Below are 24078 nucleotides of genomic sequence, written 5' to 3' on the forward strand. Positions count from 1 at the left end.
CCGACATGAAAACCAAACTGACCATCCTCGCGCTCGCCCTTCTCGGCTTCGCGGCCCCGGCACTGGCTACCGGTGACGATGCCGACATCTACACCGACTGGGACATGTACAACAGCATCTACGTCATCGGCGACGTGTTCGCCTCTGGCAGCATCGACGTGTCCAGCGAGTCGGCCGCGCTGGTCGACCAGGACCAGGCGACGCTCGCCAACGCCTCGCTCGGCGACGGCGACAACGAAGCCTCGGTCACCGGCGACGCCCTCAGCAGCGCGCTGGGCAACATCGGCGCCAACATCGCCTCCGGCGTCGGCAACGCACAGGCCAACGATGCCGCGCTGGCGTCGGTCGACGGCGACGCCGTGTTCGCCTCGGCGATGCTGTTCAACAGCCAGACCACCGCGCTCAACATGGCCGACGACGAGGACCAGAACCCGGAGCAGGGTTTCTACACCGCGTTCGTGACCGACAACGCGCTGGCCGGCGCGGCCGGCAACATCGGCCTGAACGTCGCCGCCGGCGTCGGCAACGCGCAGTCCAACGCGCTTGCCGCCTCGGTCAACAGCTCCGGCAGCCTGGCCAAGGCCAGCGCCGACAGCGAGCAGCTGACCTTCTGGAACGACCTGGCCGCCGAGTGCGACCTCGACAACACCGCCTTCCTCAGCGGCAGCGCGTTGAGCAGCGCGGTCGGCAACATCGGCGTCAACATCGCCGCTGGCGTCGGCAACGCACAGCACAACGGCCTGTCGATCGCGGTCGCGTCGTGCGGCACCTGTGCGCCGCCGGTCGATCCGGACCCGTGCCCCGGTTGTGGTGGCGACGGCCCGTAATGGGATCGGCCGAGCCGCGCGAGCGTGATGTCACGTCCCGCTTGAGCAGTGGAAGCCGGGCCGGCGCGAAGCCGCCGACCCGGCACCAAGGGAACAACGGTGAAGCAATGAAGGCATCGACCCACATCCTGACCGTCGCGGGCCTGCTGGCCGGCCTGGCGCTGCTGCCGGGCACCGGCAACGCGCAGACCGCGTTCAACACCGGCCACCTCGGCACGGTGCCGGTCAGCAAGCAGGTCAGGACCTTCCGCGACCTGCGCTTCCGCGAACTGATGCAGCAGCAGTACGACTTCAGTTGCGGCTCGGCGGCGCTGGGCAGCCTGCTGCAGTACGGCTACGGCATCGAGACCGACGAGCAGGAAATGATCCGCAAGATGATGGTCGGGGTCGATCCGCAGCAGGTCGTGCAGAACGGCTTTTCGATGCTCGACATGAAGCGCTACGTCGAGACCCTCGGCCTGCGCGCGCACGGTTTCAAGATCGAGCCCGACGCGCTCTACCGGTTGCAGATGCCGGTGATCGCGCTGCTCGACCTCAAGGGCTACAAGCATTTCGTGGTGGTGAAGGGCGCCGAGGCAGGGCGTGTCTTCGTCGCCGATCCCGCGCTCGGTCATCGGGTGATGAACGAGGGCGATTTCATCGAGGGCTGGAACGGGATCGTGCTCGCCGTGGTTGGCGACCGCCCGATGGATCCGGACTCGTACCTGGTCAACAGCCGCAGCTCGCCTGCGCTTGAACGCCGGGTGGACGCACTGGACCGGGCCACCACGCCGCCGCGCGTGGTCGAGTTCGGGCTTGTCCACGCCGACCTGTTCTGAGCGCGCCCGCGGCTTCCTTAAACGAGGTCCCCATGAACCGACATACACTCCCCCGTGCCCTGTTCTGGATCCTCGTGGCAGGCGCCGGCCCGGCGTTCGCCGGGTCGGCCCTGCCTCCTCTCCACGCCGAACTGGTCGACGACGCCACGTTGTCGCAGGTCAGCGGCAAGTTCTTCGGCGCCAACATGCTGGTCGGCCTGCGGATCGACCTGGTGTCGACGATGCACAGCGCGCAGGGCGGCACCGCCTACGCAAGCGGCTCGATGCAGGTCGTCCCCGACGGCAACGGCGGCTACCTCGTGCAGGTGCACACCGACAGCGGCGCGGGCGCCGGCAACGGCGCGGCGCTGGCCGATGGCCGGGTGGCCAGCGGCGGCGAGCAGCTGCAGGTCAACGGCATCGGACAGGTGGCGCAGATCGCCGGCGACGGCAACCGCCTCGGCAACCTCACCGCGATCAGCTTCACCGACGCGACCAGTGCCGGCGGCAGCTTCAACGGCCAGGCCAGCAGTGCCAGCGCGGCCGGCGCGATGAGCGCGAGCATCAGTTTCGACCCGGCGGTCGGCGCCAGCCTCAGCATCACCGGGCCGGGCTCGCTGCTCGCCCAGCAGATCGGTTCCGATGCCGCCGGCGGCTCGATCCGCCAGCTCGGGCAGATCGCCGCCGACAACGTCACCGCGCAGAACCAGCTGCGTCTGCAGCTGTTCACCGCGGCGATGCCGGACAGCTGGCAGCAGCACCTCGGGATCAAGCAGGCACTGGCCGGAATGGATGGCGTCGGCCGTTGATTCCAGTGCCGCGTGGTACGCGCGGAGAGTCACTCCAGGGATGCCCAAGCAATGCGCGTGAACGCTCCACCGACCGCCGCCCGGCCGCCTGCCGTCCAGCAACTCGTCCTCGCCATCGTGCTGGCGCTGGGCACGGGTGCGGCCAACGCCGCCGAACCGCCGACCGAGGCGGAAACCGCCGAACTGCTCAGGCGCATGAGCGAGCAGCTCGGCCGCCAGCAGGCCGAGATCGACACCCTGCGCGGGCAGGTCGAAGCCCTGCTGATGCAGCAGCGCGGGCGCGGACTGTCCGGCGTCCCCGCCAGCCAGGCGGCAGACCAGGACCCCGCCGCGCAGGAGACCGCGCGCGCCGCGGGCCAGCTCGCCACCGACGAGCGTGCGCAGCAGGACGGCGACACCGCGACCGCCAACCAGCCGGCAACGCAACCTGCCGTCGCCGCGCAGGACCCGGCCGCCGCACAGCCGCTGCAGGTCGGCGAAGCCCGCCGCGAGGAGGACGCCGAGCGCCGCGAGCAGGAGAAGGCACTGGTCGTGCGCGAGCACGCGCCACTGTTCGAGCGCAAGTTCACCTTCGAGACCGGCCTCAGCTACAGCTACTACGACCGCCGCCAGCTGGCACTCAGCGGCTTCCTCGCGCTGGACGCGATCTTCCTGGGCACGCTCAACCTCGACCAGACCAAGGCCAGCGTGATGACGCTGGACGTGTCCGGCCGCTATGGCCTGACCGACCGCTTCAGCATCGAAGGCAGCATCCCCTGGGTGCAGCGCGACACCCGCTTCGTCAGTGGCGGTGCCGGTGGCGCCTCGACCGAGATCAGCGAGGTGCAGCTCAGCTCCAGCGGCATCGGCGACGTCAGCGTCGCGGCCTACTACCAGTGGGTGAAGGAGTCATCGCGCTGGCCCGACATCGTCACCAGCCTGCGCGTGCGCGCGCCGACCGGGCGCCACCCGTTCGGCCTCAAGCTGATCATGGCCGACGAGGACAACAACAACCTCAACATCCCCGAGGACCTGCCGACCGGCACCGGCCTGTGGAGCGCGACCGCCAACATCTCGGCGCTGCGCACCTACGACCCGGTGATCCTGTTCGGAAACCTCGGCTACACCGTGTACCGGCCGGAGAAGTTCGACGACATCTCGCCGGTGCTCGACCAGGTGTCGCCGGCCGAGGTGTCGCTGGGCAACACCATCCAGCTCAGCGCCGGCATGGCGATCGCGCTCAACGACCGCTCGGCGATCAGTTTCAGCGTCGCCAGCGCGTTCTCCGCCGCCACCCACACCACCGCGCCTGGCAAGGAGGAGATGCGCGTGCCGGGCAGCTCCAGCAACAGCTCCACCTTCAACGTCGGCGGCACCTACGCGCTGCCGTCCGGCTGGACGCTGAGCAGCCAGGCCACCATCGGGCTGACCCCGGACGCGCCGAACTTCGTGCTCGGACTGCGCGCCTCGCACACGTTCTGACCAACCGCTACCGGGACGAAAACGTCCGATACGGAAACGCCGCACCCGGTCGCTGGTGCGGCGTTTATCCCTGTTCGCGGGTCAGACGATGCTGACCGGATGCCCCGAGCCGTCACCATCGCCGTCGCGCAGGCCGTGGCGGCCCATCAGCCGGTACAGCGTCACCCGCGAGATCGCCAGCTCGCGTGCGGTGTCGATCAGGCGGCCGCGGTTGCGCTGCAGCGCCTGCTCGATCGCGGCGCGGGTGGCGGCGTCGCGGATGTCCTCCAGCGTCGGCGGCGGGCGCGACGCGGGGCCGTCGATGTGCAGGTCGGCGGCGGTGATCAGGCGGCCCTCGGCCATCACCACCGCCTGCCGCACGCGGTTGATCAGCTCGCGCACGTTGCCCGGCCACGGATGGCTGTGCAGGGCGTGGCGGGCGCACGGGGCGAAGCCCTTGAGCGTGTGCTGGCCCTCGCCGGAGTAGCGCTGCAGGGCGTGGTCGGCGAGCTTGTCGATATCGCTGCCGCGCTCGCGCAGTGGCGGCTGCTGCAGCCGCAGCACGCACAGCCGGTGGTACAGGTCGGCGCGGAAACGGCCCTCGGCGACGGCGTCCTCGAGGTCGTGGTGGGTCGCGGAGATGATCCGTACGTCAACCCGGATCTGCTCGTGCCCGCCGAGCCGTTCGAAGCTGCCCTGCTGCAGGAAGCGCAGCAGCGAGGCCTGGCTCTCCAGTGGCAGGTCGCCGATCTCGTCGAGGAACAGGGTGCCGCCGTTGGCCATCTCGAACCGGCCCAGTTTCCTGGTCTGCGCGCCGGTGAAGGCGCCGCGCTCGTAGCCGAACAGCTCGGACTGGACCAGGTCATGCGGGATCGCGCCGCAGTTGATCGCCACGAACGGGTGCGCGTGCCGGCGCGAGTGGCGGTGCACCGCCATCGCCGCCAGTTCCTTGCCGGTGCCGGTCTCGCCGGCGATGAACACCGGCGCCTCGGTCAACGCGGCCTTGCGCAGCGCGCGGTTGAGCGCCTGCATCGCCGGGCTGTCGCCGATCATGTCGTCGCTGCCCTTGCCGCTGACCGGCGCGGCGCGCCCGGAGCCGAGCCGCGCCATGCCATGGGCGTGGCCGATCACGGTGTTGAGCACGCCCTCGGGGCAGGGCAGGGTGACGTAGTCGTAGCAGTAGTCGCGGATCAACCGGCGCACCGGCTCGTCGTCGAGCTGGCGCGCATCGACCCCGGCGACCCAGCCGATGTTGCCGGCCGACAGCGCATCGCCGAACTCGGCCAGGTCGTGCTCGGAGAATCCCTCGCGCAGGTCCAGCAGGGCCGCGAACGGGTGCCCGGGCTGGTTCTGCAGCAGCTTCAGCACGCTGCGCGCGTCGGGCGCGCGGCGCAGCGCCCAGCCCATCCGCTGCAGGCCGCCGAGCGCCAGCACGCGGCCGGCGCCACCGCGCGTCACGTAGATCAGGTCGCGCGCATCCATGCCGCGCGCGGCGCCACCTTGCGCATTGTCGTTCGCCACTCCTTCGCTCCTTGCCCCCGTCGCGCAGGCGCGCCGACTCTCCCGGGCAAGTCGATCCAACGCAGCCGGCCGCCGCAAACGGTCAGCCGGTGCGTCGAGTGGTGTTCAGCGGTTTCAGCCGGCGACCGGCTCCGCGGTGGCGCGGTCATGCGCGTGGTGGTAGCCGACCGCCGCCTCGACCTCGCCCTTCGAGCCGAGGAACACCGGCACGCGCTGGTGCAGGCCGGTCGGCTGCACCTCCATCATCCGGCCGCGCCCGGTGCTGGCGGCGCCGCCGGCCTGCTCGACCAGGAACGCCATCGGGTTGGCTTCGTACATCAGCCGCAGCTTGCCGCCCTTGGCCTCGCACTTGGCGTCCAGCGGATAGCTGAAGATGCCGCCGCGGGTCATGATCCGGTGCACGTCGGCGACCATGCTGGCGATCCAGCGCATGTTGAAGTCCTTGCCGCGCGGGCCGGTCTTTCCGGCCAGCAGGTCGTTGATGTAGGCCTGCATCGGCGGCTGCCAGTGGCGCTGGTTGGACATGTTGACCGCGAACTCGGCGGTCTGCTCCGGGATGCGGATGTTGCGCGTGGTCAGGATGAAGCTGCCGATCTCGCGGTCCAGGGTGAAGGCGTGGGTGCCGTGGCCGACGGTCAGCACCAGCGTGGTCTGCGGGCCGTACACGCAGTAGCCGGCGACCAGCTGCTCGGTGCCCGGCTGCAGGTAGTGCTCGTCGGCCGGCACGGCGACGCCCTCGGGGCAGCGCAGCACCGAGAAGATGGTGCCGACCGAGACGTTGACGTCGATGTTGGAGCTGCCGTCGAGCGGGTCGAACAGCAGCAGGTAGTCGCCGCGCGGCAGGCCGTCGACGCCGAAGTCGGTGATCGGCTGGCTGTGGTCCATCTCCTCCGACGCAAGGCCGGCGAGGTGGCCGCCCCAGGCATTGGCTTCCATCAGCACGTCGTTGGCGATGACGTCGAGCTTCTTCTGCGCCTCGCCCTGCACGTTGACGCTGGCGGCGCCGGGGCTGCCGGCCTCGCCGAGCACGCCGCCGAGGGCGCCCTTGCCGACCGCGATCGAGATCGACTTGCACGCGCGCGCGACCACTTCCACCAGCAGCCGCAGGTCCGGGCCGAGGTGGCCGGCGCGCTGCTCCTCGATCAGGAAACGGGTCAGCGAACAGGGGGTGGACGGGCGTGCGGTCATGGCGGCTCTGCGGGTGGCGGCGGACCGCCGATTGTAAGCCGCGCCCGCCGGCAGTGCCGGGGTTTCAGGCCGCGTCGCGGTCCCTGCGGCGGCGCCGGACGACGGTGGCGAGGTTGGCCTCGGCCAGGTCCAGCATCAGCAGCGGCGCGGCCGGGTCGGCGGCGTCCATGACGCGCTTGGCGGCGTCGATCGCGTCGTCGACCAGCAGTGCGCCGTCGGCGTCGAGCATCGCCCGCAGGCTGCGGCCGTGCGCGTCCAGCTGGCGCTCGATCGCCGCCTCGGGGCCGGCGCCGGCACGGCGGCGGGCCAGCGCGATGGTGGCGCCGGTGCGGTCCAGTTCCAGTTGCAGTTCGTCGGCGGAGAAGTTCATCGGGCGCAGCTTGATCAGCATCGGTCGCAGGGAGTGAGATCGGGGAGGGTGTCGCAATGCAGCCCGCCCATCATCGGCGCGCGGCCGTGACCGCCCGGTGCAGGATCGATGAACACCCCGTTCAGCCGCGCGGCGACCGTAGCGCGCGGCTCAGATCACCCGCAGCGTGATCGCCTTGAGTACCGCGCGGGTGCGGTCGCGGCTGTCGAGCTTTTCGAGGATCACCGAGACGTAGTTCTTGACCGTGCCCTCGGCGAGGAACATCGCGCGGGCGATCTCCTTGTTGGAGTAGCCACCGGCAAGCAGGCGCAGGATCGCGACCTCGCGTTCGCTGAAGCGCTCCTTCGGCGCGTCGTCGGCGTGGTAGCGGTAGCGCGAGCGGATCGGGTCGGTGCTGACCGGCTGCAACAGGCTGGCGCCGCCGGCCACCGCCTCGATGGCCGCGCGCAGGTCCTCCGGCGCGGCATCCTTCAGCAGGAAACCCTGGGCGCCGGCCTCGGCCGCCTGCAGCAGCAGGTCGGGTTCGTCGAAGGTGGTCAGCAGCAGCACCGGGGTCGCGTCGCCGCGTGCGCGCAGCCGCCGCAGCGCCTCGATGCCGTCGACGCCGGGCATGCGCACGTCGCTCAGGACGACGTCGACCGGGTGGTCCGGCAACTGCGCCAGCAGCGACCCGCCGTCGTCGGCCTCGACCGCGATGACGATGCCCTGCTGCTGCAGCAGGGCGCGCAGGCCGGCGCGCACCAGCGCCTGGTCATCGGCCAGCGCCACCTGCAGGGAGTCAGCCGGCGGGTTCACGCCGGGATCTCCGCATCGATCCGCAGTGCGCCGGCGTCACCGGTCGACAGCGCCAGCCGGCCGCCAAGCGTGGCCAGCCGCTCGCGCATGCCGGCCAGGCCGTTGCCCTCGCGCAGCGGCCCGTGCAGGCGACCGTCGTCGTCGATCCGCAGGTGCAGGGTGTTGCCCTCACGGTCCAGCGCGACCGTCAGCCGCTCGGCGCCGGCGTGGCGGGCGGCGTTGGTCAGCGCCTCCTGCACGGTGCGCACGATCGCCTCGGCCACGGCCGGATCGGTCACCCTGGCGGTCGGGTCGATCCGCAGGTGCAGCGATGGTTTCGGCAGCGGCGCGGCGAGGGCATGCAGGGCGGTGGCGAGGTCGAGGCCGTCGTCGTGGCGCATCGCCGCGACCAGGTTGCGCAGGTCGCCGAGGAGCTCGCCGGCCAGCGTGCGGCAGGTGCGCAGCTCGTCGCGCATGCGCAGCGCCGGGTCGGCCTCCAGCAGTCGCAGGTTGAGGCCGAGCGCGGTCAGCTTGTGGCCGGCGACATCGTGCAGTTCGCGTGCGACCCGCAGCCGCTCGTTGCTGCGCGCGCTGTCGGCCAGCAGCGCACGGGTCGCCAGCAGGTCGGCATTGACCGCTGCCAGCGCGTCGCGCGAGGCCTCGGCGGTGCGGGCATAGTGCGCGGTCAGCGCGGCGAAGGCCTGGAACCCGACATACAGCGTGGTGACCAGCAGTGGCTGCGTGTAGCCGGCCTCGCGCAGCAGCAGGTACAGCGCGACGTTGAGCACCACCACCGCCGGCACCGTCACCCGCGGCGGCAGCGCCATCGCCAGTTGCGCCACCAGCACCACCAGCAGCACCGGCGCAGTGCCGCCGCGCGGGGCCAGCCACACCAGCGCCAGCGCGCAGGCCGCCTGCAGCGCCAGCAACGGCATCCGCAGGCGCTGCTGCCAGCGCCCCGGCAGCACGTCGATCGCGACGAACCCGACCAGGTAGGCCAGCGCCAGCGACCACATCAGCGCCGGCCGGCCCGACTGCTCCATCGGCAGCCCGAGCGCGACCGCGGCCCAGGTGACCAGTCCGGCCAGCACCAGTGGCTGGGTGAGTGCGCGCAACAGTTCCATGCGGCGGATGCTGGCCGCGCGCGCGCAGCGGCGCAATGCATCGGCACCAGAAAATGACTTCCGGCAGGTCGAACCGGTGACCGTCGGGACTGCGGCTGGAGTGACCCCCGCGCGACGCTGGCGGCACCTTCAACGGAGCCGCCGCCATGGAAGCCCTGTCCGCCTTCGCCCTGCCGCATGCCGTCGCCGGAACCGCGGCGCTGCTTGCGTTCTGGACTGCCGCCGCGCTGCGCAAGGGCAGCCACCACCACCGCCGGGCCGGGCAGGTCTACCTGCTGGCGATGGTCGCGGTGATCGTGACCGGCGTGCCGCTTACGCTTGCGCGCGCGCTCGGCGGCCAGCCGGTCGGCGCGGCCTTCCTCGCCTACCTGCTGCTGCTGGTATCGACTTCGGTGTGGCTGTCGTGGCGCGCGATCCGCGACCGGGCCTCGGCGGCAACCTACTTCGGTCGCCTCCACGCGTTGCTGGCGGTCGCCAACCCGCTGGCGGGGCTTGCCGTGCTGGTGCTCGGGCTGTCGGTCGGGAGCACACTGCTGACCGCGTTCTCGCTGGTCGGCGTGTTCACCGGCGTCGACATGTGGCGCCGCCGCCGGGTGATGCCGGCGCGGCCGAACTGGTGGCTGCAGGAGCACTACGGGGCGATGGTCGCCAATGGTGCGGCCACCCACGTCGCGTTCCTTGCGCTGGGACTGCCGCGGCTGCTGCCGGAGGTGGTCGGCAGCGCGGCCTACCTGGCCGGCTGGTTCGTGCCGGTGCTGCTGGCCGTCGCCACCAACATCTGGCTCGACCGCCGCCACGCGCGGCCGGCGCGGACCGCCTCCGCGGCGGCGCCACCGGCCGGGAAGCGCCTGCGCGTGCCCGGCACCACCGCCGTGGCGGTGCTGCTGTCACTCGGGCTGGCCGCGTCGCCCTCACGCGCGGCCGAGCTCGTCATCGACATCGAGGACGTCGGATCACAGAAGGGGCGGCTGACCGCGTTCGTCTACGACAGCGCCGAGGGCTGGGACGGCGGCCGGCCGGTGGTGCCGCTGCAGCGCGTGTACCCCGACGGCGGCACCCGCTTGCAGGCGCGCTTCACCGGCCTTGCGCCGGGTCGCTACGCGGTGGTGGTGCTGCACGACACCAACGCCAACGGCAGGTTCGATGTCAGCGCGCTGGGCATCCCCAAGGACGACTACGGTTTTTCCAACAACCCGGTGCTGTTCGGCCGGCCCGGCTTCGACCGCATCGCGTTCGAGCTGCCGGCCGACGGGGCGCGCATCAGCGTGCGGATGAAGTGATGGCGGGCAGCCGCGGCCTGCGGGCGATGGCGTGGGGCTGGCTGCTGATCGGCGCGCTGGCGTCGGCGCTGGGGGCGCTGCTACTGGCCGCGGCCGGGTTGTTCGTGTCCAGCAGCACGGCGGCGATCGGCGAAGTGGTCGACCACCACGGCGCGATCAACGGCAACGGTCCGCGCAAGCGGGGCCGCTTCGATCCAAAACTCGTCGCGGTGGTCGAGTACCGGGACCGGGAGGGTGGGCTGCACCGGTTCGCCGGCAACATCGCGCAGAGCGAATCCGACCTGCCGGCGGTCGGCGAGCGGATCCCGGTGCGCTACCAGCGGCTGGCCGACGGCACGGTGGCGCAGCGGATCGATGACGCGGGGGAGATCTGGGGTCTGCCGGCCGGGTTTGCCCTGTTCGGCCTCGGCTTCCTCGGCGCTGGCGCGCTCGGCCATCGTGCCGCGGCCCGGGGGGCAGGGATGCCGCACGCTGCGGTCATCCCGCGCGGCCTGCATCGCGACCCCGCGGCTGCGGCGCGGGTGCTGGCGAAGCTCAGACGTCGCCGTCGTTGAGCCAGCCCTCGCCGGTGCCGCGGTTGTAGACGCTGTCGGTATCGAGCACGTCGCCGGCGGGGATCGAGTCCAGCTGCGCCAGCGTTTCATAGATCGGCGCGAAGTCCGGCCGGGTCGCGTCCATCAGCTGCTCGAAGCTGTCGATCACGAAGTAGGTCTTCTGGTAGGTGTCGATGCGGTAGCGGGTGCGCATGATCCGCTCCAGGTCGAAACCGATCCGGTTGGGCGCGTCGCTCTCCAGGCAGTGGATCGATTCGCCCTTGCTCGACACGATGCCGCTGCCGTAGATCCGCAGGCCGTCCTTCTGCCGGATCAGGCCGAACTCGACCGTGTACCAGTACAGCCGGGTCAGGTTGACCAGCGCGTCCTCGCCGATGCCGTGCGCCTTCACCCCGCCGCGGCCGTAGGCGGCCATGTAGTCGGCGAACACCGGGTTCATCAGCAGCGGCACGTGGCCGAACAGGTCGTGGAACAGGTCCGGCTCGGACAGGTAGTCCAGCTGCTCGGGCTTGCGGATCCACCAGGTCACCGGGAAGCGGCGGTTGGCGAGGTGGTCGAAGAAGGTGAGTTCGGGCAGCAGGCCCTCCACGCCGACCAGTTCCCAGCCGGTGGCGGCGCGCAGGATCGGGTTGAGGTCGTCGAACTTCGGGATCCGGTCCGGGGTCATTTCCATCGCGGCGAGGGCGGCAAGGAACTCGTCGCTGGCGCGGCCGGGCAGGATCGCCTTCTGGCGCTCGAACAGCTGCGCCCAGACCCGGTGGTCGGTGTCGCTGTAGTCGTCCCACGGCTGCTCGACCACGGCGGTGGTGTAGACCGGGACGTAGCCCTTGTCGGTGAGTTGCGATTCGACGCGCTTGGGCGATTCCATGGCGTGGGTCTCCTGCGGACGTGTGGGCGCCGGGGCGCGGTCAGTCCTCCAATCTAACGGGGTTGGGACGCAACGCGGTTGCTTTGTTGCGCGATATGTGCCGGTGGATGCAACATCGTTGCGTATCGATCCGGAAGCACCGCATTCCATGCCAACCATCAGCCTCGACCGCACCGACGTCCTCCTCCTCGACCAGCTGCAGCGGGCCGGGCGCCAGACCAACGCCGAGCTGGCCGAGCGGGTCAACCTGTCACCGTCTGCCTGCCTGCGCCGAGTGCAGCGGCTGGAGCGCGACGGGGTGATCGCCGGTTACCGCGCCGAGGTCGATCCCGAGCGGCTCGGCCTCGGCCTGCAGGCCTTCGTCCGCGTCCAGCTGAACCACCACGACAGCGCCGCGATCGCCGCCTTCGGCGAGTTCGTCAACACCTGGGACGAGGTGGTCGCCTGCCACGCGCTGACCGGCGACATGGACTACCTGCTGCACGTGGTGGTGCGCGACCTGGAGCACTTCTCGCGCTTCCTGCTGGACCGGCTGCTCAACCAGGCCGGGGTCGACGACGTCAATTCCAGCTTCGTGCTGCGCACGGTGAAGGCGTTCCGCGGGCTGCCGCTGCCGGCGCGGTCGTCAGGCTGACCGGCCCACCGGCGCTGCGGCCGGCGTTGACGGGGCGCCGGCGGGGGATGCGTCCCACCGGCACCCGCCTTGTGCGACTCAGAAGCCGTCGCCGTCCAGCATCCGGCCGAGCCCGCCGAGCACCGAGCCTTCGCCACGGTCCTTGCCGCCACCGCCCGGCGCCGCCGCCAGCATCCGCCCGGCCATGCGCGAGAACGGCAGCGACTGCAGCCAGACCTTGCCCGGCCCGGTCAGGGTGGCGAGGAACACGCCCTCGCCGCCGAACAGCATGCTCTTGATGCCACCGACGGGGCGTACGTCCATGTCGACGCCGGCGTGGAACGCCATCACGCAGCCGGTGTCGACGTCGAGCCGCTCGCCGGGCTTGAGGTCGTACTCCACGACCGTGCCGCCGGCGTGCACGAACACCCAGCCGTCGCCCTCGAGCTTCTGCATGATGAAGCCCTCGCCGCCGAACAGGCCGGTCAGGATCTTGCGCTGGAAGTGGATGCCGACCTGCACGCCGCGGGCGCCGGCGAGGAAGCTGTCCTTCTGGCAGATCAGGCGGCCGCCGTGGTCGGCCAGCTTCATCGCCATCACGGTGCCGGGGTAGGGCGCGGCGAACGCGACCTTGCCCTTGCCGGAGCCGGAATGGGTGAAGACGGTGGTGAACAGGCTTTCTCCGGTGATGACGCGCTTGCCGGCGGACATCAGCTTGTCCATGAAGCCGCCGCCCTGGCCGGAGCTTCGGCCGTCGCCGAACACCGTGTCCATCTGCACCGCGGCGTCCTTGTACATCAGCGAGCCGGCCTCGGCGATGGCGCTTTCGCCGGGGTCGAGCTCGACTTCGACGAACTGCATGTCGGCGCCGACGATGCGGAAGTCGATCTCGTCGTCGCGGCCGCGGCCGGTGCCGGTGGACGGCATCGGCGGCATCCCGGGCGGGCCGCCGGCGCCGCGAGGGACTTCTAGTTCAGCGACGTTGCCGACCGGCTGCCAGTCGGCGAAGCCCTCGCGCCAGCAGTAGTCCTCGGGGTGCTGCTGCGCGTGGGCGCGGGCGGCGTTGTCGTCGAGTGGGCCGACCCGCGGGCTGTTGCTGCCGGCGCTGAAGTACCAACGTTCCATGCGAATTCCCTGTCGTTGTCCGGATGAGTGAACGAGTCTAGGGCCCGCCGCCGGCCGGCGCGTATGCCGGAAGGGGCGGGGGCGGCACGAGCCACAATCCGCGAGGCGCCCGCCGGCGGCGCCTCACTCGCGCCGCCGGAACGGCAGCACCGTCCCCGTCTCCTGCTCCGGCGGTCGCGTCCACAGCACCGGCACCTCGTGCGGCGACGGGGGTTCCAGCGGGTCGTTGCCGCGTCGGGCGGTGGCCTCGGCCGCCTGCTCCTCCTCGATCTCCCAGCTGTAGCGGCGCCGCGGCGCCTGCGGATCGGCGCGCCGCCACAGCAGCGCGGCCAGCGCGCCGCCGACGGCGCCGCCGAGGTGGGCCTGCCAGGACACGCCGGGCTCCTGCGGCAGCACGGTCAGCAGCATGCCGCCGTAGAGGAAGAACGCGATCATCGCGCCGGCGATCGCCGGGCGGTCGCGGCGCAGCAGGCCGAGGCCGAACACGAGGAACCCCAGCCCGTGGGTCAGCCCGCTGGCGCCGAGGTGGTGGCTGCCAGGGTCGCCCAGCAGCCAGGCACCGAGGCCGGAGCCGAGCCAGGCCAGCGGCAGTGCGCGCAGCGTCGCGCGCGGGTACAGACCCGTCGCGAGGGTGCCGAGCATCAGCAGGGCGATCGCGTTGGCGGCGAGGTGGTCGAACGAGCCGTGCAGCAGCGGCGCGCCGAGCAGCCCCTGCAGGCCGGCGGTCGACCACGGCTGCACGGTCCAGCCGCGCAGATCGACCGCCCCCTGGACGCTGAACACCACCAGCAGCACCAGCACGAAGCCGAGGCTGAGGTTGAACGCGCGCAGCCAGCGGCGGCGGTCGGCCGCACGCTGGGCCTTGGGGTCGGTCGGGTGGGCGTCGTCGGGAAGGTGCATGGAGCCGACATGGTGCCGGCCGCCGCGCTTGCCAATGGCGCGCCGGCGGGACGGCGCGTCCCGGCGGTGGGCCGGTGCCACCCGGGCGACGGCCGCGCCGGTGGCGCCGCGTAGAATGGCGCGATGAACAGCGAGCTCCCCACCGTCCGTCTCAAGAACGCCTGGAAATCGACCCACCCGTGGATCTTCCAGCGCCTGGTCGACAAGCCCGCGCAGCGGCCCAGGCCCGGCAGCATCGTCGACGTGGTCGGGGTGGACGGCGCGTGGATCGGCCGCGGCTTCTACAACGGCCATTCGCGCATCGCCCTGCGGATGCTCGACAGCGACCCGGACGCGGTGATCGATGCGGAATGGTTCCACCGCAAAATCGCCGCCGCGGTCGAGCTGCGGCGCGAGGTGCTGAAGCTCGACGAGGTCTCCGACGCCTGGCGCGTGTTCCACAGCGAGGGCGACGGCATCAGCGGGCTGGTGGTCGACCGCTACGCCGACCTGCTGGTGCTGGAGTACTTCAGCGCCGGCGCGTTCCGCCACCGCGAATGGATCATGGACGCGCTGCGCGCGCAGTTCCCCGGCTGCCGCTTCCACGCCTTCGCCGACGAGCACGTGCAGAAGCAGGAGTCGTTCGATTTCCGCGGCAGCGAGCCGGCCCGGCCCGCGGTGATCACCGAATACGGGGTGAAGTTCCGCGCCGACCCGGCCGGTGCGCACAAGACCGGCTTCTTCGCCGACCAGCGCGAGAACCGCCAGTGGCTGAGCCGGCACGTCGCCGGCAAGCGCGTGCTCGACCTGTGCTGCAACACCGGCGGGTTCGCGGTGTACGCGGCGGTGCGCGGGGCGGAGGAGGTGGTGGGCGTCGACATCGACGCCGACGTGATCGACATCGCCAAGGGCAACGCGAAGCTAAACAACGTGCGCCCGCGGTTCGTGCAGGCCGACATCTTCCCGTGGCTGCGCGACGCGGCCAACGCCGGCGAGCGCTACGACGTGGTGATCCTCGATCCGGCCAAGATGACCCGCGACCGCGAGCAGGTGATCCCGGCGCTGAAGAAGTACCTCGACATGAACAGGCTGGCGATGTCGGTGGTCAAGCCCGGCGGCCTGTTCGCGACGTTCTCGTGCACCGGGCTGGTCAGCGAGGAGCAGTTCCTCGACATGCTGCGGCGCGCGGCGTTCTACTCCAACCGGACGGTGCAGGTGCTGAAGGTCGCCGGCGCCGGCGCCGACCACCCGTTCCTGGCGCAGGCGCAGGAATCGCGCTACCTGAAGGCGGTGTTCTGCCAGCTGCTGGACTGAACGCGCGGTCCGTGCCCGTGTAGGAGCGACGTGAGTCGCGACCTGTACATCAACCGGAAGGCCGGCGGGTCGCGACTCGCGTCGCTCCCGCAAAAACCGGATGCGGCTCACTCCAGCCGCGCCCGGTAGCCGACCACTTCCCGACTGATATAGCCGCTCAACCCGCGCCCCGCCCGTGCCAGCGCGCGCATCCGCCGCACCTGGGCGGCGCCGGGCCGCACGTCGTCGTAGAGATAAAGCGCCCCGCCGTCGAACTCGACCACGATCGCATCGCCCACCAGCGCGTAGGCGACCACCCCGGAGTCGCCGCTGCGGTTGGCGTACGGCGTCATCGTTGGCAGCGCGCGGTCCATCGCGACACGTTCCACGCCGCCGCATGAAGACGCCGCGAGCCGGTCGCAGCCACCGAGATGGACCGGACTTACACTGGCCGCATGAACACCCCGATCCTGCTTGTCCTGGTGATGGCGGCGCTGCTGGTCGCCATCGTGCTGCTGGTTGCGTTGCTGCTGCGCAAGCCCGACGCATTGCTCGAGACACACCGCAATCGTCTGGAACAGGCGTTGCGGGAAGAGCAACGGCAAGGGCGCGCCGAGCTTCGGCAGCAACTAGACAGTCTGTCGGGACAGCAGGAGAGTCGCATCGACGGCTTCGGCCGCAACCTTGCCGAGCTGACTTTGCGTACTGATCAACGGCTCGACCTGTTGCGCGAAGCGCTGATCGACGACGCGCGCAAGGCGCGCGCGGAAGGTGCCGACTTGCAACAGCGCTCCAGCGACGCACTTGGGAATAAGCTGGCTGAGCTGACACAGCGCAACGAACTGCGCATTGGTGAGATGCGTGCCACGCTTGAACAACAACTGCAGAAATTGCAGGCCGACAACGCCGCAAAGCTCGAACAGATGCGCGCAACCGTCGACGAGAAGCTGCAAAGCACCCTGGAGACGCGGCTGGGGGAATCCTTCAGGCTGGTGTCGGAGCGGCTCGAACAGGTGCAACGTGGCCTCGGTGAAATGCAGCAGCTGGCAACGGGGGTCGGTGACCTCAAGCGTGTTCTGACCAACGTCAAGAACCGAGGCGGCTGGGGAGAGGTGCAGCTGGAGTCCATCCTCGAGCAAACCCTTGTCGCCGAGCAATATGGCCGCAGCGTACGGGTCAAACCCGACAGTGGCGAAGCGGTCGACTTCGCCATACGCCTGCCCGGTCGCCGTGACGACGAAGCACCGCTGTGGCTGCCGATCGACGCCAAGTTTCCGCGCGAGGATTACGAGCGCCTGATCGACGCGCAAGAGCGTGGGGAGGCGGAAGCGGCACGCAGCCACGCAGCTCAACTGGAGCGCGCGATCCGGTCTCAGGCGAAGTCGATCTGCGAAAAGTACGTGGCCCCGCCGCACACGACCGATTTCGCGGTGATGTTCCTGCCCACGGAAGGGTTGTACGCCGAGACCATTCGTCGTCCGGGCCTGGTGGACACGCTCCAGCGTGAATACCGGGTTGTACTGGCCGGACCGACCACGCTAACTGCATTGCTCAACAGCTTGCAGATGGGCTTTCGCACACTGGCGATCGAGAAGCGTTCCAGTGAGGTGTGGCAGGTGCTGGGTGCGGTCAAGACGGAGTTTGGCAAGTTCGCCACGGTGCTTGAGAAGGCGGCATCGCAGCTCACCACTGTGCAGAACAGCATCAAGCAGACCGGGGTACGTACCCGCGCGATCGAACGCAAGCTGCGGGGGGTGGAGCAGCTTTCCGGCGGTGAGAGTTTGGAGCTGCTCGAGTTGGACGAGGCCGGCGTCGGCGACGAAGACGCCTGAGCCTTCGCTCCCCGTCCGCCTCAACCGTCGGTCGGCATCACCGGCACCGCGCCGGCGGGGACCAGCGGCAGGCTGTCGTCCTGCAGGTAGTCGGGCAGCGCGGTTTCGTCGCCGGCCTCGACGCGGTCGCCGAAGATCTGGTACTGGCGGCGCTGCATCCAGGCGTCGCGCACCAGCGCGTAGTCGTCGGCCGCGCCTTCGCGCAGGCTGTCGGTGGCCAGCAGCTGGGTGCGCACGTCGACCAGCTGCAGGCCCTGCAGCGGGATCCGGGTGGCGTCGTCGCTGATCTGGCGCAGCGGGCTCAGCGGCGCGTCGCCGACCATGCCGAACACGTCGCGCACGGTGCGCGGGCCGAACAGCGGCAGCTCGACGTAGCGCGAGTTCTCCCAGCCCCAGGTGCCGAGGGTCTGGCCGAAGTCCTCGCTGCGGCGCGACAGCCTGGCGTCGCTGGCCGGGTCGAAGATGCCGCCGATGCCGAGCGTGCTGTTGAGCAGGAACCGGCCGATCGCGTGCGCGGCCTGCCTGGGCTTGCCCTGCAGCAGCGCGTTGACCGCCGACACCGGCTGGCCGAGGTTGCTGAAGAAGTTGCTGACCCCCAGCCGGACCGGTCGCGGCACCACCGCGACGTAGGCGCGCGCGAGCGGCCGGGCGACGGTGCGGTCGACCGCGTTGTTGAAGCGGTGCATGCGCCGGTTGTAGCGCTCCCAGGGGTCGTAGGCGTGGGTGACGGTGGCCGGCGGCGGCAGGGTCGGGTCGGCGACCGGGTTGTAGACGGGCTCGCCGTAGAGCGCGGCGTAGTCGAGTTCGGCCTGGGTCGGCGCGGGGGCGGTTGCGTCGAGGGTGGCGCCGGCGGTCGCGGCGGTGGGATCGGGTTCGATGGTTCCAGTGCTCGCAGGATCGAGCGGATCGGACGCCGCGCTGCCATCAACGGTGGCGGCACCCGGCTCGGTATCGCCAGCGACGGATGCGGTGTCGGTGGCGACCGTCGCGGTGGGCGTGTCACCAGCCAGCGGCGCGGCTGCCGGGTCGGCGGCGTCGAAGCCTGCGGATGGCGCCGCCGGAACCGCGGGACCGGTCGAGGCGCAGCCGGCAACGGTCGCCAGCGCGAGCAGGGCGGTCAGCAGCGCGGCGCGCACGGCCGGCGCAGCATCGTGTCCGGCCACCGGGACCGGGGTGTTGGGGGCGTGGGGGCGCATGGGTGAAGTCTAGTGGGCACAGCCGCCCCCGGCCACGCCGGCGGCAGGGATGCTGCGTTCCGTCAGCCGGCGAAGCCCAGCGCGGGGTCGAGCCGGTAGGCCGCGCGCAGCTCGGCGAGGCCGGCCGGGCTGCCGTCGATGCGTGCGTCCGGCAGCTGCGCGGCCAGCTCGGCCAGCAGCGCCAGGCCAGCGCTGTCGAGCGACGGGACCGCGTTCAGGTCGAGCCGGCGGGCGCCGGCCAGCAACGGTCGCGCCGCGGTCCACGCGGCGGCCACCGCGGCGCGGTCGAGCACGCCGCCGAACACCAGCGCGTCGCCCTCGCGGGTGACCGTCGCGGCGCCGGCCATCAGTCGGTACCGGCCTTGAGCTTGCCGGTTTCCAGCTGCGCGGCGACCTCGGCGATCGACTGCCGCGACAGCGGGCCGTCGAACTGGTTGCGGAAGGTCTGCACGAAGCTGACCCCCTCGACCATCACGTCGAACACCTTCCAGTCGTTGCCGTTCCGGCGCAGCAGGTAGTCGACCGGAACCGGCTCGCCGCCCTCGCGCAGGAACTCGCTGGACACCTTGACCATCGCGCCGCCGCGCAGCGGGGTCTCGGACTTCACCCGCACCTTCAGCTGGCTGTTGAAGTCCAGCAGCGACGAGCCATAGCGCGCCATCAGGCTGTTGGCCAGGGCGTCGGCGAACTTGCCGACCTCGGCGTCGGAGGCGCCGCGGCCGTGGCGGCCGAGCACCAGCCGGGCGGCGTAGGTGCGGTCGAACATGTTGTCGAACTCGCTGGCGATGAACGTGCGCAGCGCGCCGCGGTCGGCGCGGAACTCGTCACGGCGCTCTTCCAGCGTGGTCAGGATGCGGGTCGAGTTGTCGAGCACGAGCTTGCTCGGCGACACGGTGCTGGCGGCCGAAGCGGCCTGCGGCTGGGCGAGCACCGTCGCGGGCGCGGCGGCCAGCAGCGCGGCGGAGACGAACAGGGCGATGAGGTTGCGCTTCATGGGCTTCATTCCGTGGGAAGGTCGGTACCGCTTTCCTGCAGGTAGGCGGGCACGGCGTCGTCGGCCGCCTCGCCGGCAGGATCGGACGTATTGTCCGCGCCGCCGCTGAACATGTACTTGCCGACCATCTGGATCAGGTCGACCGAGGACTGGGTCAGGAAGATCGAGTCGCCGGGCCTGAGCGGTTCCGGGTCGCCGCCGGGCTGCAGGCCGACGTAGCTTTCACCCAACAGGCCGGAGGTCAGGATCGCCGCGCTGGTGTCGGCCGGCAGGTCGGAATAGCGCTCGTCGATCGCCAGGGTGACCACCGAGTCGAGCTTGACCGGGTCCAGCGTGATGCCGGACACGTGGCCGATCGCGACGCCGCCGACCTTGACCGGCGCGTTGGTGCGCAGCGGCCCGAGGTTGGTGAAGCGCGCGGTGATCTCGTAGTGGTTGCCGCCAAGGCCGAACTTGCCGTTGGTGGAGGCGATCGCCAGCACCAGCAGCGAGGCCAGCGCCAGCAGCAGGAAGGCGCCGACGGCGAATTCGATACGGGGTGCGCGGGAGGACATAGGTAGTTACCTGAAAAGCAACGCGGACATGACGAAGTTGAACATCAGCACCAGCAGCGAGGCGTTGACCACCGCCTTGGTGGTCGCCACCGAGGTGCCCTCGATGGTCGGCTCGGCGTGGAAGCCGACATAGGCCGCGACCAGCGCCGCGACCGCGCCGAACACCGCCGACTTGACCAGCGCCATGCCGAAGTCGTCGACGAAATCGACGCTGTCGCGCAGCACCTGCCAGAACACGCCGGCGTCGATGCCGATCACGTGGACCGCCTCGAAGTAGCTGGCCGACAGCGCCAGGCTGCAGAAGAACCCGGTCAGCAGCGGCACGCACAGCACCGCGGCCCAGAACCGCGGCGCCACCGCCTTGCCGACCGGGTCGATCGCCATCAGGCCGAGCGCGGTGATCTGGTCGGTCGCGCGCATCAGGCCCAGTTCGGCGGCGATCGAGCTGCCGGCGCGGCCGATGAACAGCAGCGCGGTCAGCACCGGCGCCAGCTCGCGGTACAGGCCGAGGCCGACCAGCGCGCTGATCTGGCTGGAGGCGCCGTAGGTGTCGAGCGCGCGGTAGCCCAGCAGCGTGATCGACAGGCCGACGAAGGCGCCGCCGACGGCGATGATCGGCAGCGAGCGCGCGCCGATCTTGTAGATCTCGCGGACGAACTCGCGGAACAGGTCCGCGCCCGGGCGCGAGGCGCGGATCACCGACAGGGTGAACAGGCCGGCGCGTCCGACCGAGCGGGTGGCGGCGACAAACGGCATCAGGCGGCCTCTGCGTTGCGGGGGGCGGCGTCGAACGGAATCGGCCCGTCCGGCTGGCCGTCGAGGAACTGCCGCACCAGCGGATCGGTGCTGGCCTGCAGTGCGTCCGGCGTGCCGGAGAACACGATCCCGCCATTGGCAATCACGATCGCGTGGTCGGCCACCGGCAGGGTTTCGTGGACGTGGTGGGTGACCACGATGCTGGTCAGGCCGAGGCTGTCGTTGAGCTTGCGCACCAGCTCCATCACCACGCCGCTGGCGATCGGGTCGAGTCCGGTCAGCGGTTCGTCGTAGATCATCAGCGGCGGATCCAGCGCCAGCGCGCGGGCCAGCGCGACGCGGCGCGCCATGCCGCCCGACAGCTCGCGCGGGAAGGCGTCGGCGGCGGCGCGCAGGCCGACCGCGTGCAGCTTCATCCGCACCAGCCGGTCGATGACGGGTTTCGGCAATTTCGTGTGCGTGCGCAGCGGCAGGGCGACGTTCTCGGCGGCGGTCAGGTCGGTCAGCAGGCCGTTGCCCTGCAGCAGCACGCCGATGCCCTTGCGCAACTCCAGCAATGCGCGGGTGTTGCGCGGCACCGGCCGGCCGAGCACCTCGACCGTGCCGGCGGCGGGCTCCAGCTCGCCGGTCAGCGCCGCCAGCAGGGTCGACTTGCCGCTGCCCGACGGCCCCAGCACCGCCACCACGTGCCCGCGCGGGACGGCCAGGTCGATGTCGCGCAGCACCGTGCGACCGCCGCGGTCGAGGCGGAGGCCGGCAATGCGGACGATGGGGCTGGGGTCGGACATCGTGACTCCTGTGGACCGGCTGGCGTGGACCGGCCGGCGCCGGACGCCGGGAATCGCGCAGGATCGCGCCGGCTGGCTGAATCGCGACAGTATCGCAGCACCGGCGCGCGACCGCCCGCCGCGATCTCGCCGGCTGCGACGGCGCTGCGGCAAGATGGCCGCGATGCCCAGCCCGCCCGACTTCCGCCTGTACCACTCCAACTCGCTGGACGTCCTCGCCGGGCTGCTGGCGCAGGAGCTGCGCGCGGCGGCGCCGGGGCAGCCGCTGCTGGCGCCGGACATCGTGCTGATCCCGCAGGTGGCGATGCGGCGCTGGCTGCAGGCGACGCTGGCGCAGGCGCACGGGGTTGCCGCCAACCTCGAGTTCCTGACCCCGGGCGAGCTTGTCCGGCGCGCGCTGGACGCCAACGTCGACGGCGCCGGCGAGGACCTCGACGCCGACGCGCTGCGCTGGCGCCTGCTGGCCGCGCTCGGCGACCCCGCGCTGATGCGGGCGCCGGCGATGGCCGGGTTGCGCCGCTACCTGGCGGCCGATGCCGGCGCCGGCGTCGATCCGCTCAAGGCCTGGGGCCTGGCCGGCGAGCTGGCGGCGGTGTTCGAGAAGTACCAGGCCTGGCGCCGCGACTGGCTGCTGGACTGGGAGGCCGGCGCCGACCCGCGCGAGCCGCAGGCGCTGCTGTGGCGCCACGTCGCCCGCGGCCGCCGCCACCGCGCCCGGCGCATCGACGACTACCTGCGGCGCTTCGCCGGCGACGACGCGCCGCTGCCGGCCGGGCTGCCGCCGCGGCTGTTCGCGTTCGCCACCCTCAACATCTCGCCCGACGTGCTGCGCGTGGTCGCGACCCAGGCGCGGGTCGGTACGCTGCACTTCTACCTGCCGTCGCCGACGCGCGAGTACTGGGGCGACCTGCAGACCCTCGGCGAGCGCCTGCGCGGCGGCGAGGACGTCTTCGGCGACCTGCGCGACGGGTCCGCCGACAACCCGCTGCTGCAGGCCTGGGGCGCGGCCGGGCGCGACTTCATGGCGGTGCTCGGCAGCTACGAGGTGGTGCATCCGGCCGGCGATGTCCCGGCCTACGCCGAGCCGCTGCCGCGCGCCGGCGACCCGCTCGCCGACGGCCTGCTCAAGCGCCTGCAACGCGACCTGTTCCATCGCCGCGGCACCCCCGGCGCGCCGTTGCGCGAGAGGGTCGACCGCAACGACCCGACCCTGCAGGTGCACGCCTGCCACACCCGCCTGCGTGAGGTGCAGGTACTGCACGACCAGCTGCGCGGCCTGCTCGAGGACACGCGCTTCGACCCGCCGCTGCAGCCGCGCGAGATCGCCGTGCTGGCGCCCGACATCGACCCCTACGTGCCGTACATCGAGGCGGTGTTCGGCGGCCGCGCGGGCCGGCCCGACTTCATCCCGTATGCACTGGCCGACGCCAGCCCGCTGGCCGGCGAGCCGCTGGCCGAGGTGTTCCTGCGGCTGCTGGCGCTGCCGGTGTCGCGCTTCGGCCTGCACGAGGTGCTCGACCTCGTCGCCAGCCCGCCGCTGGCCGCCGCCGCCGGCCTCGACGCCGCCGCGCTGGAGCGCCTGCACGAATGGCTGCAGGCCGCCGATGTGCGCTGGGGGCTGGATGCCGGCCACCGCCAGCGTCACGGCGCCCCGGCCGACGACGGCTGGACCTGGCGCTTCGCGATCGACCGGCTGCTGCTCGGGCACGCCACCGGCGACGACGCCCCGCTGGCGACCGGCGCCGGCGAGGTGCTGGCGCCGTGGCCCCAACTCGAGGGCGGCGCGCTCGACGCGCTCGACGCCCTGTTGCGGCTGCTGCGCACGCTCGAACGCCACGAGCGCACGCTGGCCGAGGCGATGCCGCCTTTGCAGTGGCGCGAACGACTGCTCGGCCTGCTCGATGCGCTGCTGCCGGCGCCGCCGGCCAACCCGGCCACCCAGCGCGCACTCGACCGCCTGCGCCAGCTGGTCGGCGCGTTCGCCGACAGCGCCGCGGCCGCCGGCTACGACTCGCCGCTGGCGCCGGAGGTGGTGCGCGCGCACTTCGCCGCGGTGCTGGCCGAGGCCGACACCCGCGCGCCGCTGCTGACCGGCGGCATCAGCTTTGCCCGCATGGTGCCGCTGCGGCTGCTGCCGTTCCGCGCGATCTGCGTGCTCGGCCTCGACGACGGCGCCTACCCGCGGCGCGACCCGGCCGCCGGCCTCAACCGGCTGACCGCCGAGCTCGGCAGCCCGCGCCGGCGCCATGGCGACCGCTCGCTGCGCGAGGACGACCGCTTCCTGTTCCTGCAGCTGCTGGCCTCGGCCGGCGACGTGTTCTACCTGAGCTACCTCGGCGCCGATGCGCGCGACGGCAGCGAGCGCGAGCCGTCGGTGCTGGTCGCCGAACTGCTCGACGCCGCCGCCGCCCAGCACGCCGACCCGGCCACCGCGCGCGAGGCGCTGGTGGTGCGCCAGCCGCTGCAGCCGTTCGCGCCGGCCGCGTTCGGCGCCGG

The 24078-nt window shown here is 71.5% G+C and carries 25 protein-coding genes; 10 read left to right on the plus strand and 15 right to left on the minus strand.

Annotated features, from left to right (window positions below):
* The first annotated feature begins 5 nt into the window (after window positions 1–5).
* The 4 genes from N799_RS06775 to N799_RS06790 all read left to right on the plus strand — a co-directional run bounded on the left by N799_RS06775 (window position 6) and on the right by N799_RS06790 (window position 3894).
* Complete coding sequence (locus tag N799_RS06775; RefSeq protein ID WP_052101319.1) at window positions 6–827, plus strand: hypothetical protein; 822 nt, start codon at window positions 6–8, stop codon at window positions 825–827.
* 107 nt (window positions 828–934) lie between these two features.
* A complete protein-coding gene (locus tag N799_RS06780) occupies window positions 935–1645 on the plus strand; it encodes a C39 family peptidase (protein WP_036209796.1) in 711 nt (236 codons plus the stop codon).
* 32 nt (window positions 1646–1677) lie between these two features.
* Window positions 1678–2433: a hypothetical protein gene (locus N799_RS06785; RefSeq protein WP_152597847.1), complete on the plus strand. Its 756-nt coding sequence runs from the start codon at window positions 1678–1680 to the stop codon at window positions 2431–2433.
* A 57-nt stretch (window positions 2434–2490) separates the two neighbouring features.
* Window positions 2491–3894 carry a transporter gene (locus N799_RS06790; RefSeq protein ID WP_160279958.1) on the plus strand — a complete coding sequence of 468 codons (1404 nt, stop codon included), beginning with the start codon at window positions 2491–2493 and terminating at the stop codon, window positions 3892–3894.
* 81 nt (window positions 3895–3975) lie between these two features.
* Here N799_RS06790 and N799_RS06795 read toward each other — a convergent pair whose 3' ends face one another.
* The 5 genes from N799_RS06795 to N799_RS06815 form a co-directional block, all read right to left on the minus strand.
* Window positions 3976–5394, minus strand: coding sequence for a sigma-54 dependent transcriptional regulator (locus N799_RS06795; RefSeq protein WP_203225036.1), 1419 nt, complete (start codon window positions 5392–5394; stop codon window positions 3976–3978).
* A gap of 114 nt (window positions 5395–5508) precedes the next feature.
* Window positions 5509–6582 (minus strand): class 1 fructose-bisphosphatase, encoded by a 1074-nt coding sequence (locus N799_RS06800; RefSeq protein WP_036209806.1) that lies wholly within the window; start codon window positions 6580–6582, stop codon window positions 5509–5511.
* A 64-nt stretch (window positions 6583–6646) separates the two neighbouring features.
* Window positions 6647–6973: a hypothetical protein gene (locus N799_RS06805; protein WP_036209810.1), complete on the minus strand. Its 327-nt coding sequence runs from the start codon at window positions 6971–6973 to the stop codon at window positions 6647–6649.
* Window positions 6974–7102: 129 nt separating this feature from the next.
* Window positions 7103–7747 (minus strand): response regulator transcription factor, encoded by a 645-nt coding sequence (locus N799_RS06810; protein ID WP_036209813.1) that lies wholly within the window; start codon window positions 7745–7747, stop codon window positions 7103–7105.
* Window positions 7744–8850: a sensor histidine kinase gene (locus N799_RS06815; RefSeq protein ID WP_036209900.1), complete on the minus strand. Its 1107-nt coding sequence runs from the start codon at window positions 8848–8850 to the stop codon at window positions 7744–7746. The genes N799_RS06810 and N799_RS06815 overlap by 4 nt, the downstream gene beginning before the upstream one ends.
* 146 nt (window positions 8851–8996) lie before the next feature.
* Here N799_RS06815 and N799_RS14345 point away from each other — a divergent pair, with 146 nt between their 5' ends.
* Window positions 8997–10130: a DUF2141 domain-containing protein gene (locus tag N799_RS14345; RefSeq protein WP_052101320.1), complete on the plus strand. Its 1134-nt coding sequence runs from the start codon at window positions 8997–8999 to the stop codon at window positions 10128–10130.
* Complete coding sequence (locus tag N799_RS06825) at window positions 10130–10684, plus strand: DUF3592 domain-containing protein (RefSeq protein WP_036209816.1); 555 nt, start codon at window positions 10130–10132, stop codon at window positions 10682–10684. The genes N799_RS14345 and N799_RS06825 overlap by 1 nt, the downstream gene beginning before the upstream one ends.
* Here N799_RS06825 and phhA read toward each other — a convergent pair.
* On the minus strand, window positions 10665–11552 hold the full coding sequence (gene phhA / locus N799_RS06830) for a phenylalanine 4-monooxygenase (RefSeq protein ID WP_036209819.1): 888 nt from the start codon (window positions 11550–11552) through the stop codon (window positions 10665–10667). The genes N799_RS06825 and phhA overlap by 20 nt on opposite strands.
* Before the next feature lie 148 nt (window positions 11553–11700).
* On the opposite strand from phhA, the gene N799_RS06835 reads away from it, so the two are divergent.
* Window positions 11701–12186, plus strand: coding sequence for an Lrp/AsnC family transcriptional regulator (locus tag N799_RS06835; protein WP_036209821.1), 486 nt, complete (start codon window positions 11701–11703; stop codon window positions 12184–12186).
* A gap of 78 nt (window positions 12187–12264) precedes the next feature.
* On the opposite strand, the gene N799_RS06840 is transcribed toward N799_RS06835, so the two are convergent.
* A complete protein-coding gene (locus N799_RS06840) occupies window positions 12265–13290 on the minus strand; it encodes a TIGR00266 family protein (RefSeq protein WP_036209823.1) in 1026 nt (341 codons plus the stop codon).
* Between the two features lie 123 nt (window positions 13291–13413).
* Window positions 13414–14190, minus strand: coding sequence for a rhomboid family intramembrane serine protease (locus N799_RS06845; RefSeq protein ID WP_036209824.1), 777 nt, complete (start codon window positions 14188–14190; stop codon window positions 13414–13416).
* Window positions 14191–14313: 123 nt separating this feature from the next.
* On the opposite strand from N799_RS06845, the gene N799_RS06850 reads away from it, so the two are divergent.
* Window positions 14314–15483, plus strand: a complete 1170-nt coding sequence (locus N799_RS06850) for a class I SAM-dependent rRNA methyltransferase (RefSeq protein WP_036209825.1) — start codon at window positions 14314–14316, stop codon at window positions 15481–15483.
* A 107-nt stretch (window positions 15484–15590) separates the two neighbouring features.
* Here the strand turns inward: N799_RS06850 and N799_RS06855 are convergent, their stop codons facing one another.
* The gene (locus N799_RS06855) at window positions 15591–15836 is read right to left on the minus strand and encodes a hypothetical protein (RefSeq protein ID WP_425476976.1); all 246 of its coding nucleotides are present in this window, start codon (window positions 15834–15836) and stop codon (window positions 15591–15593) included.
* A 111-nt stretch (window positions 15837–15947) separates the two neighbouring features.
* On the opposite strand from N799_RS06855, the gene N799_RS06860 reads away from it, so the two are divergent.
* The gene (locus tag N799_RS06860; protein WP_425476977.1) at window positions 15948–17294 is read left to right on the plus strand and encodes a DNA recombination protein RmuC; all 1347 of its coding nucleotides are present in this window, start codon (window positions 15948–15950) and stop codon (window positions 17292–17294) included.
* 20 nt (window positions 17295–17314) lie between these two features.
* Here N799_RS06860 and N799_RS06865 read toward each other — a convergent pair whose 3' ends face one another.
* The 6 genes from N799_RS06865 to N799_RS06890 form a co-directional block, all read right to left on the minus strand.
* Complete coding sequence (locus tag N799_RS06865) at window positions 17315–18490, minus strand: MlaA family lipoprotein (protein ID WP_081974766.1); 1176 nt, start codon at window positions 18488–18490, stop codon at window positions 17315–17317.
* Between the two features lie 62 nt (window positions 18491–18552).
* A complete protein-coding gene (locus N799_RS06870) occupies window positions 18553–18837 on the minus strand; it encodes an STAS domain-containing protein (RefSeq protein ID WP_036209827.1) in 285 nt (94 codons plus the stop codon).
* Window positions 18837–19484 (minus strand): MlaC/ttg2D family ABC transporter substrate-binding protein, encoded by a 648-nt coding sequence (locus N799_RS06875; RefSeq protein WP_036209829.1) that lies wholly within the window; start codon window positions 19482–19484, stop codon window positions 18837–18839. Before N799_RS06875 ends, N799_RS06870 begins: the two co-directional genes overlap by 1 nt.
* 5 nt (window positions 19485–19489) lie before the next feature.
* Window positions 19490–20038, minus strand: a complete 549-nt coding sequence (gene mlaD / locus N799_RS06880) for an outer membrane lipid asymmetry maintenance protein MlaD (RefSeq protein ID WP_036209831.1) — start codon at window positions 20036–20038, stop codon at window positions 19490–19492.
* A 6-nt stretch (window positions 20039–20044) separates the two neighbouring features.
* Window positions 20045–20794, minus strand: a complete 750-nt coding sequence (locus tag N799_RS06885) for an MlaE family lipid ABC transporter permease subunit (protein WP_036209832.1) — start codon at window positions 20792–20794, stop codon at window positions 20045–20047.
* Window positions 20794–21582 carry an ABC transporter ATP-binding protein gene (locus N799_RS06890; protein WP_036209836.1) on the minus strand — a complete coding sequence of 263 codons (789 nt, stop codon included), beginning with the start codon at window positions 21580–21582 and terminating at the stop codon, window positions 20794–20796. Before N799_RS06890 ends, N799_RS06885 begins: the two co-directional genes overlap by 1 nt.
* 163 nt (window positions 21583–21745) lie before the next feature.
* Here N799_RS06890 and recC point away from each other — a divergent pair.
* Window positions 21746–24078 (plus strand): exodeoxyribonuclease V subunit gamma (gene recC, locus N799_RS06895; protein ID WP_036209910.1); only part of this gene is annotated, 2333 nt, incomplete at its 3' end.

It is taken from the genome of Lysobacter arseniciresistens ZS79, from assembly GCF_000768335.1.
In the GTDB taxonomy this organism is placed as follows: domain Bacteria; phylum Pseudomonadota; class Gammaproteobacteria; order Xanthomonadales; family Xanthomonadaceae; genus Novilysobacter; species Novilysobacter arseniciresistens.